Annotated in this window: 6 protein-coding genes; 2 read left to right on the top strand and 4 right to left on the bottom strand. The window is 49.6% G+C overall.

The window, feature by feature from the left end:
* Positions 1–346 precede the first annotated feature (346 nt).
* Entirely contained in the window at positions 347–544 is a 198-nt protein-coding gene (locus tag Pla110_RS20230; protein ID WP_144998643.1) for a hypothetical protein, read from the top strand.
* A gap of 53 nt (positions 545–597) precedes the next feature.
* Here Pla110_RS20230 and Pla110_RS20235 read toward each other — a convergent pair whose 3' ends face one another.
* From Pla110_RS20235 to Pla110_RS20250, 4 genes are all read right to left on the bottom strand, one after another.
* The gene (locus Pla110_RS20235; protein WP_144998645.1) at positions 598–1,401 is read right to left on the bottom strand and encodes a hypothetical protein; all 804 of its coding nucleotides are present in this window, start codon (positions 1,399–1,401) and stop codon (positions 598–600) included.
* A gap of 275 nt (positions 1,402–1,676) precedes the next feature.
* Positions 1,677–4,217 carry a hypothetical protein gene (locus tag Pla110_RS20240; RefSeq protein WP_144998647.1) on the bottom strand — a complete coding sequence of 847 codons (2,541 nt, stop codon included), beginning with the start codon at positions 4,215–4,217 and terminating at the stop codon, positions 1,677–1,679.
* A 162-nt stretch (positions 4,218–4,379) separates the two neighbouring features.
* Positions 4,380–7,754: a protein kinase domain-containing protein gene (locus Pla110_RS20245; RefSeq protein WP_144998649.1), complete on the bottom strand. Its 3,375-nt coding sequence runs from the start codon at positions 7,752–7,754 to the stop codon at positions 4,380–4,382.
* Positions 7,741–8,388, bottom strand: coding sequence for a sigma-70 family RNA polymerase sigma factor (locus Pla110_RS20250; RefSeq protein WP_144998651.1), 648 nt, complete (start codon positions 8,386–8,388; stop codon positions 7,741–7,743). The genes Pla110_RS20245 and Pla110_RS20250 overlap by 14 nt, the downstream gene beginning before the upstream one ends.
* Positions 8,389–8,744: 356 nt before the next feature.
* Here Pla110_RS20250 and Pla110_RS20255 point away from each other — a divergent pair, with 356 nt between their 5' ends.
* Positions 8,745–12,914: an FG-GAP-like repeat-containing protein gene (locus Pla110_RS20255; protein WP_197440334.1), complete on the top strand. Its 4,170-nt coding sequence runs from the start codon at positions 8,745–8,747 to the stop codon at positions 12,912–12,914.
* Positions 12,915–13,209 lie beyond the last annotated feature (295 nt).

Here is a 13,209-nt window from a genome sequence, read left to right on the forward strand (position 1 = left end):
GGTGTTACCTGAAATGTTACCTAAACGCGAAATAAACACGCTATACAGGTCGAAAGCCGGTTTTCGAAAACGTGACCTGTATAGCGTTTAAAGGGTTATGTGATACGCAGGAGAGCGTACCGTAAAAAAACTCAGCCGAACTCGAAACACTACAAATTAAGGTGTCTGAGAGAGACTGGCTACCCCTGTTCTCGAACGAGCTGCTGACTTTGAACGTCAGTACAATCAGCACAACCATTGCATCCGGTCGTGGAGATTGGAGACGATATGAGATTCTCGAGTGCTACGGCTTACGGAATGGCTATCGATCCGAAGTGACTCCCTTCCCTCGTTTGGAACTGTTTCCATGAATTTTCTGATGCAGCCCTGGCACCTGCTCGGCTTCACTCTGTCAAGTTGGGTGAATCGCGAACAGCAATTGGCGATTGAATACCTTAAGACCGAAAATGGTATCCTCCGCAATAAGCTCGGTAAGAAACGGGTATCGTCGCCAGTCTCTACGACCGGATGCAACAGTTGTGCTGAATGTAGCGACGAGCGTTGATGCCAACTCGTCTGAGAATTCATGGCGTCAGTGTCTCACAGACCTCTGGCTTTTCAATGTTTGAAGTTCGGCTGAGTTTTTTTACGGTACGCCTTTAGAAAACCTCGTAGTGGTTGAAAGCTGGTATCGCGATCAAGGATCAGATGAGACGCGCATTCGAGGAAACCATCGTCGCCAGTCAGGTTGCGTGCAACTTGAGTTATCCATTGTCTGTTTGGATTCGTCGTAATCCCCGCGATCTCTACGCGTCGTGATTTCAATCCCATCACCACCATGACATAGAACGTCGTCAGACCGGACCTCGTCCAGACTTCTACCGTAGTGAAATCAACGGCGAAGATCGCTTCCCAGTGGGCTTTCAGAAACGTCTGCCAGGACATTGAAGCGGGACGGTCTGGGGCAGGCTCGATACCGTTCGCCTTCAGCACATTCCGCACGGTGGTATCGGTGACGTGAAAACCAACATTGGACAACGCACCCTGAATTCGATCAGCTCCCCACGTGGGATTCTCTTTCGCGAACCGCAGAATCAGTTCGACGATCTCCGTTCGAATACGGGGTCGACCAACACGAGGTTTATTTGAAGTGTAATTCCATTTCCGGGCGATCAACTCCCGGTGCCAACGGAGAATGGTATCAGGGGTGAAGATCGCGCCGAGTTCACTTAGCAACTTCCGGCCAAGCTGTTTTCCTTTAACCGCCAGGCGACGACGCTCGTTATCGTTCAGCAGGACCCGTTTCTTGCCAATCTTTTTCCGGAGGATGCTATTTTCGGTCTGCAGGTAGTCAATCACGTGTTGCTGTTCACGAGTCATACAGCCGACCATGGTGAGCAGGAACAGGTACCAAAACTGCATCTGTAATTCCATCAAATCAGTTACCAAAGTGCAGGGCAGGGTTACTTTGGAACTATAGTCATTCTCTGAGTCTTAGCACTCCCGAAACGTGTATTGTCGCCAGTCTTCATGACCGCATACAACCGATGTCCTGAATGTCGCGGCGAGCATTCTAGCGAACTCGCTTCAGATTAGGAGCAGAACCAAGACGTAAGCCAGTATGTATGGACCAGACTGATTCAGGAATTCTTTGCCTTGTTTGCAAACGAAAATGAACTACAGATTTCACACTGTAATTAGATCAGATCAAACAGTTCCTCTTCGGAAAACAGGCTGTCACTAAGCAGAGGGATGGTGGAAGCGAGATTCTGGGAAACGTTCAGATGATAGTATGGGTTACCATATAATGATCCCGAAGTCAGTACGATAAAATAGACGCCCACATCCGCGTTAAATGAGCGTGAAGCCCCCGGATCAATGGTACCTAAAAAAGGAAAACCGACTCTTTCCGCATATTCGAGTACGCCATTCCCATTCACGTCTTTGTAAATAATGCCGTCCACCGCTTCCGACATATCATATAAGCTGACGGTGACTTGAGTGGAGCTCGAGATATGAAATCTATAATAGTCAGAAGCATCGGTTCCCCAGATTAGATCGCCAACATCGACCGGGGATGAGATTGTCCCCAAGTTTCTAGCTGTTCCAGTCGTGCTTCCAGGATCCGTTGGCAGAACCACTACAGGTGTTTGCGAAACTGCTAGTAAATAAGTCGTATTCACATTTGTGTGCGATGCAAAGTTAGTGGAGCTTAAGATCTGCAAGAAATATCGCCCCTTCGGTAGATGTTCTTCAATCAGTCCGCTTAATCCACCAATGCCGCCGCCACCACCGGTATAGATCTGCCCATTGAATGCCAGCTCAGAATTGTCTAGAACGCCGTTTTGATTGAAGTCCTCATACAACCTTGCATAGATTGCTGTTTGAGTCTCACTGATGGAAATGGACACATTACTCGGACTGGAAAGCTCGAATGAGTACGTGTCAACAGCATCCAGTCCCCAGAGCATATTATCTGCCTGTACAGCCAAATCCAGTACACCAAAATCATACGCCGAGACAATAGAGGCACCTGGATCTGGAATACTAAAGAAGAGTGGATCCTGCGATAAGTATAGAGAGTAATTCAGTTCGTCGGTGGTGGCGACAATATAAACTTCAATGAAGTACTGACCGGCTGGCAAAGCTTCATCGATAGAAGACGTAATCTGACTATTTAAAGTTCCGGCAAGCTCGAACGACTCAAGGGCACCATTGTGATTGAAATCTTCATAGATCCTGGCGTATATCACTGGAATAGGATTCGACGCTGTGTTCAGTCGCAAGTGCATATGCAGATTAGACGCGATTACTAGTTCAAGACGGTAGATGTCAACCAGATCAGCCTGACCAAATGAACCTTCTCCCAGTGAATCGTCGATGACGATCGAGTCTCCCAATACACCGAGATCAGAGGCTGTTTCAACCTCGTCCCCCGCATCCGAAATGGCTGAAACGGAAACTTTATCGAATTCAGTTCGTGCATTGTATCCCATCACGCCGACACGACCTTGGTTTAGAACTGATTCGCTAAGAAAACTACCAAACAACACCTGGTCGTCATCCACCCGTAATTTAACTTGATTTCCAGTAACAATTACATCGAGTTTATACTCCCGATTGATATCAATCGTCTTTCCGCTATTGTCCCAATCGACTTCCGCGATGCGACTGCCAAATCCTCCTCGAAAATGACCTATTACCCACTGGTTCTGACCGGCGAGAAAGCCTGCGTATTTGAAATTCGTTTCCGTTTCGTAGTCGAAGATTAAGAAGCCATCATAGGCCCCACTAGGATTGTACAGCGATTTGATAGACGCCGAGAGAACGAAGTTCTCTGAGAGCGTTCCACTAATTTCTATGAGTGAAGTAGATAAGGGCTGCGATGGTGAACTGATGGATTGGTATACACTGTCCGTCCCGGTATTGACTACCGACCAGAATTCCGGACTTGTCGGTGTGAAGTTGTTGGCGAATCCATCTTCAAAGGATTCGCGTACAGGAATGAAGCTACGACCACTCAGCACTTCGTCGGAAACTGTAAAGTTATCAAATCGGGTAATGCCATTCCGGGTGGCCAGACCGACATAGCCCTGATTTAGCTGAGAGCTGTTTTCGAACGTCGTTGCCAGAATTGCTTCGCCATTGACCGTCAATTCCAGTCGATTGCCGGTGATGGAAAGATGAATCGTATAGCTCGTATTGGTTTGAATGTCACGTCCTGAGGAGTCCCAGTCGACCTCTGCTAAACGGTGCTCTTTCCCGTCTACAATTTCACCTACGACCCATTGATTCTGACCAGCATAAAATCCTGCATATTTGAAGTTATTCGCACTTTCAGTGTCGAATACCAGAAATCCATCGAGCCAACTGCCAGACTTGAAAACGGATGTGACCTGTGCGGACATTTCATAATTGACAGGCAGAAATCCTCGAAAATCAACCGTAGAGATACCCCAGCCAAGCCCTCCCGAAGTATCGACAGTGTAGGCGCCACTGTTCACGCTCCACGAAGGCGAACCCTGAGTCTCGAAATCCTGTGCCAGTCCGTCGTTGAAAGTTTCCTGGTAAGCGGGAGGATCAACGGTGCCTGCTGATAATAGAAGTCGGCTTTCCAACTGATCGAGTGAAGAGCATTGATGACTTTGGCGAAGACCACGTCGTTTTGCGGTTCCTTTTGAAAAACGGGCTGAAAGCGATGTTTTGAACTGGCGCGAATAACGAAAGAAACGATGCATTGACGATGGCCCCTGGTAGTAACTTGGCGAATGTATGCGAAAACGCAGTGTGTTCCGAATTCGATCAGGTGCCGAATCGAGACTGGCTTACTACTTCAGGATGCAGAGACTTCTTAATACCGACTAATAAAATGTTGACTTTTCTCTAATATCCCCAAAAACCTATCGTGCCTGTTCTGATGGAGGGCTCAGATCAATAAGTCGCATTTCCCCTTGCAGGATCACCGCCACCCGATCTCGATCCGGGCTGACGGCAAATGGCCCCGAGCAGCGGGTAAATAGCTCTTCATGTGTATTTTCCCAATGCAAAGATACCGGTTCAGGAAAGCAGAGCAGCTCACTTTCATTTTCCAGATCCCAGAAGTGGGTTCGGACTGAAGACGATACGAGAATGCGATCCTGGTTACAAAATTCCATTTTTGTGACAACATCTTCATGGGAAAACTCAGCGATCTTTTCCATTTCAGGGTAAAGAAAGACAACCGCTGATCCGTTAGAGAGACCTATCGCCAAACGTTGGCGACTTGGTGACAGGCTGAGCGAGTTGATGCTCGATCCGAGGCTTGTCCAAAGTCTCTTTTTTATTCCCCCCCCCTCCAAATTCCAGAGATGTACATTGCCCCGGTCATCTCCGGAGATAGCATTCAATGGCCCAGATTCTTCGTTTACGAAAATGACAGAGGGCGTGAAATACTCATTTTTGAGCGGTTCTTCCATTTCACCGGTTCGCAAATCTCCAAAATACAGGTCGCTACCCCACGCAAGAATGAAGTGAGTCTCTAGATTGTTGATGACCGGAACTCCATGTATATAGTCCGGATGAAGAAAGGGGGGCAGCGATCTTTCCCAGTCCTGTTTCCGTGTGTGGGTATTCATCAGCGTTAACCGGCCTTCGTGATAAGCCTGTATCAATTTGCCACCGCTGGGAGAAACAGCGATATCCTGGCCAGAAGGCATTGTTAATCGATGCTGTACGGGCTCCTCGATTTTTGAAAACACATGGAGAAAGCTATCTTCCGAATCCCAGCCGATATCATTCCGAACCCCCTCATGGGTCATGATGAATAACTTGGAAGGAGTCCAATACATCCTGTTGAATTCCCGATGCGACGCCGTCTTAAACGGTTCCTGATCCCGCAAATCGGCCGGAACTAGCTCCAGCGACTGAAGAACCTTCCACAACCGTATAGTTCGATCCTCCGAGCCGCTTACAAAAAAGGACGAATGGGGTACCTTATGCAGCGAATTGATAGCCTGACTATGCCTTGTCGATGTACGTCCCACAAAAATCTCTTCGTCGAGCAGGATCTTTTTGGTTTTTCGAAGAGCGCGATCAGCTATCTGGAATTCTGTCACACTACCGGTTATGTCTGCTTTATATAGACGATTTGCCGCAGGCCAGCAGAGCGATCTTGCGTTGGGATATTGTTTTTCCGCATCAATCAGTTCTCCCATGTCTCCGTCGGCCGTGGACCAGACGAACGTATCGTTCATGATCGACCCACCCGCTAATCGATCGCCAACTGGTGAAAAAGCCAGAGAACGACACCAGTTTTCAGGTCTCGGCACCTGAATTACAAATTGCTTCGGTTTCTCACCAGCCCTGAAGTCCCAGACTCGAATCGTTCCATCCTTAGAAGTGGAGGCGAGGATTCTTTCAGTGGGGTGAAATGTCAGGTCACTGATTTCCTTCTGATGCCCGTCTAATGTTTGCAGAGGTTCTCCCGTTGAAGCCGCTCGAATATGAATGACAGAGTCAACACCTGCGACGGCCAGTAAATCACCGTCAGCTGAAAAAGAAGCTCTATTTATCTTTCCTCCATCAAGGTGGATCTGTTTCCTGAGAGACCAGTCGAGAGTATCCCAGAAACAAATAGCGGAATCGTCACCGACAGAGACCAATGAATCGCCTGACGGTGAGAATACTACGCAATTGATGCTTCCTGATTCATGTCCACGAAGAGAGGAAACTTTATCCAGGCTTTCAAGGTCCCAGATCTTAATCACTCCATCTCTGCAGGAGGATGCGACCAAGTGACCAGACGGGTGGGGAGCGACACTAGTAATTTGATCTGCATGCTCCCCGAGAATACGAGTAGTATCGTTAAATTCCTTCCATAAATGCCACCATGCAAAACTACGGACATCCTTTTCACCTTTACCGGGAAAGTGCCGCTTTAGTAGCCTCAGTGCTTGTTTGGTATTGCCCTGAGACCAGGCCGACTGAGCCAGACGCGTATCCGTCATGCATGATCTTTGACGAATAGCGAACGACTGCTTTTCAACCGTTACCCGACCTCGTTCTGATTGGACCAGCAATATCTGCAATTTATTGTTGTAATAGAATGTCACGCAGATCAGGAGACAGAGGCTGACGCTCAAGATCGTGGAAGCCATTGCCAGCAAGGGGTGGCGTTTTCCCCATTTGAGGGTTTTTTTTAAGAGATTCGCAGGCCGAGCCAGCACAGTTCGACCATCTAAAAAACGCTCTAAGTCGTCGGCCAGTTCATCTGCCGATCGATAACGCTGTTCTGGTTTTTTCTCGAGTCCTTTGAGACATATCGCCTGAAGATCCCGGGGAACGGACAGTCGATACTGACGAGAAGGAATTAGTTCCGTGAGATTGAGATTATTAAGGGTTTCCGATTCGGAATGGGAGCGGAAAGGGTGTGTTCCTGACAGCAATTCGTAGAGAATAATGCTCAGACTGAAGATATCCGATTTCGCGGTTACGTCTTTGCTGCTGCCCAGCACCTGTTCCGGCGACATATAACTCGATGTTCCCGGGGTCAAACCTGAGCGAGTCAAATCTTCTTCCGAGTTTTCCTGTTTCGCCAAACCGAAATCAGTCAGTTTAGGAATGAATTTAAGAAAAGAGCCATTTTTCATTTCGCCGACAGGTTCCAGTAAAACATTCGACGGCTTAATGTCTCTGTGCAAAATTCCCCGGCTATGGGCATGTGCCATTCCCCGGGCTAAATGCATGACGATCTCGGCCGCCTCACGCGGGGCGATTTTCCGCTGTTGATCGCGCCAAATCGCCAAATTTCCGCCTGTGACGTAAGGCATCACAATATAGGGTACGACGCCCTCAGCACCACTATCAAAAACCTGAACGATATTGGGATGATCCAACTGAGCGGCCGTGCGGGCTTCGTTGCGAAACCGGCGGACATGATCTTCCGACATCAAGATTTCAGGACGAGGAATTTTAATAGCCACCGACCGATTGTTGTCCGGATCCTTCGCGTGAAACACGATTCCGAACCCGCCCATTCCTAATTGAGAGAGAACCTGAAACTTACCAATAGTCGTCGGTAATAGCTCTGTTACCTCATGTGGGGACTGGTAGGCAACCATCCTGCGAATTTTGTCGATGAAGTCAAGACATTGCTGGTTTTCGGCAAGCTTCTGCAGTGCCTCAAGGGGCAAGGAGCAATCCTCTCCAATTTTGGTACGTTCAACAGCGTCAGCCGAATTCAACTGCTCTTGGTACGATACCAGTGATTTGAGAAATGAGTCGTCATAGTCGCTCATAATAGCGTGGATCGCTTTTTAAAAGTTCCAGTCTTAGTTCTTCGATCGCTCGTGCCCATAGTTTTTGAGTCGCCCCGACTGACTTTCCAATCATTTCAGCGACATCATTAAAAGACCGATCATCCAGACTGCGCAATTGTATTACTTGCCGATAGTGTATCGGAATACGATCCATTGCTGTCTCATAAAGAAGCCGCGTTTCCTCTCGCAGGACTGGTTGGCTCGGTGTGAGTGAATCTTCGATTTCTCCCACATTCCGAGTGCCACAAGCAGTATTACCATATAATGAAACTTCCTTACCTATGTCCCGTTTACGGGCAGTTATAAATCGACGTTTTGTCGTAGCCAGTTCATTCTCAAGAATGGTCCTGAGCCATCCTAACAGTCGAAATTTGGTTTCCCCTCTGAACTGATCGTAATTCAGATAGGCGTTAGCAAGCGTATTCTGAACAATATCCGAAGCCGGTACCTTCACCGACAAATCACGGTCCAGCTTTCGATTTGCTATTTTAAGCAAGTAATTCCGATAATACTCAAGCAGTGGTTCGCTACTTTCGGAACCTTCCATCTCGCTGTTACCGAGCGGAATATCAAAAACAGGCTCAGAAGACTCGGATGAAACAAATTGAGACATAAAGTCTTCACTCTCTACTGTTGATGCTAACAACAGCCATTACAGACACGAAAAACTGGAGCTCGGGAAAATAATTAGAACACAGAGAACGCGAGTTGCTTCTTTCACCTAGAATAAGAACACTCATAGTAGTCATGCGTTTAGAGATAAATCAACTACCTCGAATCCATGACAAATCAGAATATTCCAGAAGCGGCCAATTTTTCAAGTAGCATTTTGGGATAAATAGCGTCTTAAAGGCGGAGGGGCTTTTTCTTTTGATGTTTGCTGCTGGACAGGCACGAGAATTCGCCAACATCCTTAGCAAAATCCAATTCAGCCGCGCTACCACAACTCCTTTCAGAAATAACCGGGCTATGACATCGAACCACTGGCTAGCAGCCTTTCAAAGCAAATGTGTTTCCATGCGGCGGCGCCACAATCATTCCGCCCCGGTACATGCTGGACTTGAGAATTTGGAACCCCGGGTTTTGCTTTCGGCGGTCGGACAACTTCTACCGCAAGAGATTTCCTCTGAAGTAGTGGAGGGAACTGACCTCTGCATCGACACAACTTCCACTCCGCAATCGGTTGTTGAGGGCGAAGTGATCGGGTACACAATTACTGTTATCAATCAGGGGCCAACGAATGTTATCGATGCAAGAGTGGTAGATCTATTCTCCGGTCAGGTCGATGCTGTGACCTGGTCTGCGCAGTTCACCGCGGGAGCTGCTGGAACGAGCAGTGGTATAGGGGAGATCGACGAGTTGGTCGCTATTCCGGTCGGAGGCACTATTACCTACACAGTTGGGGGGCGGGTGGGGGATGACATAGGCCGCTTCTTGAAGAATGAAGCGACTGTCACGGTCCCAGGCGGAGTAAGCGAAACCGATCCATCTAATAACAGCGACTACGAAATCGATTCCGTTACCAGTCCAACAGCGGTAAGCAAGGCGGAGTTCAAAGAAGGCTCCGTGATCTCGGTCGCTGTACCAGGTTCAAGCGGCGAATACATCAATGACATTGCATTCGGCGACCTGAATAACGATGGATACAACGATGCGGTACTTTCCTTGGAATTCTGGGATGGCGTAGATTATTACGGTTATCACCAAATTTGGTTTTATGATTCTGCCTCCGAAGGGCTCGTCAACTCTGGTCAAAATCTCGCTTATCAGAGTTTTCAACCACACGATGCGGCGGCCCCTGAGATCGGGGATTTCAACACCGATGGCTACCTCGATGTGGTGGTCATCGTCGCCAATGTCCAAGCGGTTTACCTGAACGATGGTGCCGGTGATTTTACTGCGTCAGGCATTCCCATCCCCGGAATCGGTGGCCTGCAATCAAACGAAGTTGAAGCAGGGGATCTAGATGGTGATGGTGATCTTGACCTGGTGGTTACCGACCAGAGAGGATCGAAGACTGAGTATGGTGGAACAGGTGAGAATTACATTCTGCTCAACGACGGGACTGGTAATTTCTCCCAAGTCATTCCGTTACCGATGCAAAGTGAAGATGATTTCACTTGGGATACCACAATCGGAGACTTCGATGGGGATGGGGATCTTGACTTTATACTTTCCAACCTGAAGGCTGGAGTTACGAGTGAATTATGGTTGAATGATGGCTTTGTAGTTTTCTTCAAATCGAGCGAAACATTCGGAGATAAGTCACACTGGAACGTCGAGAAAGGAGATTTCGACCAAGATGGTGACCTCGATTTACTGTTAAACGTCGGCGTTAACCATGTGGAACTCTGGAATAACGATGGAACCGGCAATTTCAGTTATTCTGGACAACGAACTTACACGTCTGAAGGTGGGCAGGGCGGAATAGAAGGACTCCAAGTCGGTGATTTGGATGGAGATGGCGACCTCGATGCATTTTTCTCGACTTTTGGTACGGCACCTACGATTCAGACTTGGATAAACGATGGATCAGGTATTTTCTCCGTAGGAGTTATTTCCTCTTTATACAGTACACCCCCACCATATGAGAGTGGGGGATGGCGTTCTCGATTGGGTGATGTTGATCAAGATGGTGACCTAGATGCGTTCGTGTTCGAAGGTTCTACCGGGAAACTCCATTACTTTGAGAATATCAATAATACTGCCGCACAGGTTACGTACAAAACCCCCGAAACTCTCATCAGCTACTCCACCCAAGGTCAACAGCGTACGGGGGTTGCTGGCCAGCGGTCAGTCGCATCGGCTGCCGATGGCCGCTATGTCACAACTTGGTGGAGCGACGAGGGAGACGGCGATGGTTCTGGCGTCTTTGCACAGCTGTATCGGGCTGATGGAAGTAAGGTCGGCGGTCCGTTCCTCGTCAGTACCACGACCGAGGGAGATCAACTACACCCCTCCGTCGCGATGCAGGACAACGGAAAGTTTGTCATCGTCTGGCAGTCGAACTCTGACCTTGGGGCAGGGACTAATTGGGACATTCACGCCCAGCGATATCTCGCCAGTGGACTCCTGGATGGTTCTGAGGTGGTCATCAACAGCGAATTGACCTCGAATCAATCGCTGGCCGATGTCGTATACCTTACCAACGGGAACTTCGTCGCCACTTGGACCGGGAACGGATCGGGGGATGCCAATGGGGTCTTCGCCCGCATCTTTGATACCAGTGGCAATCCCCTGGGGACTGAGTTTCAGGTTAACGAAACCACGACCGGGGCGCAGGTCAATCCGTCACTCACCTCCGACAGTGCCGGTGGCTTCGCCGTCGTCTGGCATGGAAACGGAACGGGTGATAGTGATGGTGTCTTCTTCCGCCGGTATGACAATACCGGTTCGCCGCTGACGAGTGAAGTCCTGGTGAACCAGACGACGACGGGTATCCAGCAGACAGCCTCCGTTACCCAAGCCAACAACGGGGACTTCATTGTCGCTTGGAGCGGGGAAGGAACCGGGGACAGCGAAGGCATCTTCACCCGCCGATTGTCTCCTTCCGGGGGAGTAACCGGGAACGAGATTCTGGTGAATCAGTCCACTGCCGGGAGTCAGATTACTCCGTCCATCACAAGTGATCTCACTACCAACGGATATCTTGTGGCCTGGTCGCATCAAAACACGGGGATTGACTATGACATCAAGCTGCGTCAATTCGACGGAAGTGATTCCGCCACCTGGGACGAGCAGACCGTCAATCAAGTCCTCGACAACCGGCAGTGGAATCCGACGATCACTCAGCGTCCGACTTCAGTGGGTGATCAATACGTCCTTGCCTGGAGTGGACATGGTGATGGAGACAATGCCGGCGTCTTCACCCGGGCACTCGATGCCAGCCTCATACCGGTAACATCAGAAACGCTCGTCAGTTCTTCCACGAAAGGGCAACAACGGACGGGAGTTGTCGGACAACACGCAGCCGCGGCCGCTGACGACGGTCGGTATATCACCACCTGGTGGAGTGACGAAGGGTATGGCAGCGGTTCCGGTGTCTTTGCCCAGCTGTACCGCGCGGATGGCAGTAAAGTGGGTGGCCCGTTCCTCGTGAGCACGACTACAGATCAGGATCAGCTGAATCCTTCCGTCGCGATGTTGGATAACGGCAAGTTTGTCATCGTCTGGCAGACCGACTCCGATTCCGGTGCCGGAGTGAACTGGGAGATCCATGGACAACGCTTCCTCGCGAGTGGTCTCCTGGATGGGACGGAGTTCGTCATCAACAGCGAAACACTCTCCAACCAGTCCCTGCCCGATGTGGCGTATCTCAGTGATGGTAGTTTCGTCGTTACCTGGACCGGAAAGGGATCAGGAGATACCAACGGGGTCTTCGCCCGAATCTTTAATGCTTCCGGAAACCTAGCGGCACCGGAGTTCCGGGTCAATGTCACCACGACCGGGGCGCAACTCGATCCTTCACTGACGGCAGACAGCGCCGGTGGCTTTGCTGTTGTCTGGCACGGGGAAGGAGCAGGGGATACCAGTGGTGTGTTCTTCCGCAGGTTCGACAACGCGGGGACAGCCTTGACGGGTGAAGTCCTCGTCAACGAAACCACAACCGGTGCACAGGAATCCGCTCGCGTCACACAAACAGCGACGGGGGACTTTATCGTCACCTGGAGTGGCGAAGGAACGGGAGATACCGTCGGGATCTTTACCAGAAGACTCACCTCGGCGGGAGCCTTGACTGGTTTGGAAGTCCTCGTCAACACAGAAACCTCAGCTAATCAGGTCACTCCTTCTGTGATCGCGGACTTCATCGGAGGGGATTACGTCGTCGTCTGGTCACATCAGAACACCGGCATTGATTACGACATCAAACTCCGCCGGTTCGATGAAAACGACATCGCGATCAGCACCACCCAGGTGGTGAACCAGGTTCTTGACAACCGCCAATGGAATCCGACGGTGATCCAGCGTCCGAACTCCGAAGGAGAGAGTTTCCTCGTCATTTGGAGCGGTTACGGTGACGGCGACTCTGCCGGCGTCTTCACCCGCCAACTCACCTTCGATGAACCGATCTCAGCGTTGGCGCTTTCATCGATGAGCGATGCTGTGTTCGCAGAGGGATTAGACGAGGTGCTCGATTAATCAGGGAAGACAATATCGAAAGATAGAATGAATTCACTGTTGTCCGCTGGTCAGAAAAAGCCAACTATCAATCAGGTGTTACCTGAAATGTTACCTAAGCGCGAAATAAACACACTTTCCAGGCCGAAAGCCATTTTTCGGAAACACGACCTGTAAAGCGTTTAAAGGGTTATGCGATGCTCAAGAGAGGCTGAATTGAGGTCAGCCGTGTATTGCTAATCCCGTATCGTAAATTTATTCAGACGACATCAAAACCGAGTGATTCCAAGTGGTTGTGTTGCAGACGAGCGATGGT

Source organism: Polystyrenella longa, from assembly GCF_007750395.1.
In the GTDB taxonomy this organism is placed as follows: Bacteria; Planctomycetota; Planctomycetia; order Planctomycetales; family Planctomycetaceae; genus Polystyrenella; species Polystyrenella longa.

Bases quoted from the DNA above. Each gene is read 5' to 3' on its own strand.
- Pla110_RS20230 (WP_144998643.1), top strand. From the start codon at position 347: ATGAATTTTCTGATGCAGCCCTGGCACCTGCTCGGCTTCACTCTGTCA.
- Pla110_RS20235 (WP_144998645.1), bottom strand. From the start codon at position 1,401: ATGCAGTTTTGGTACCTGTTCCTGCTCACCATGGTCGGCTGTATGACT.
- Pla110_RS20240 (WP_144998647.1), bottom strand. From the start codon at position 4,217: ATGCATCGTTTCTTTCGTTATTCGCGCCAGTTCAAAACATCGCTTTCA.
- Pla110_RS20245 (WP_144998649.1), bottom strand. From the start codon at position 7,754: ATGAGCGACTATGACGACTCATTTCTCAAATCACTGGTATCGTACCAA.
- Pla110_RS20250 (WP_144998651.1), bottom strand. From the start codon at position 8,388: ATGTCTCAATTTGTTTCATCCGAGTCTTCTGAGCCTGTTTTTGATATT.
- Pla110_RS20255 (WP_197440334.1), top strand. From the start codon at position 8,745: ATGACATCGAACCACTGGCTAGCAGCCTTTCAAAGCAAATGTGTTTCC.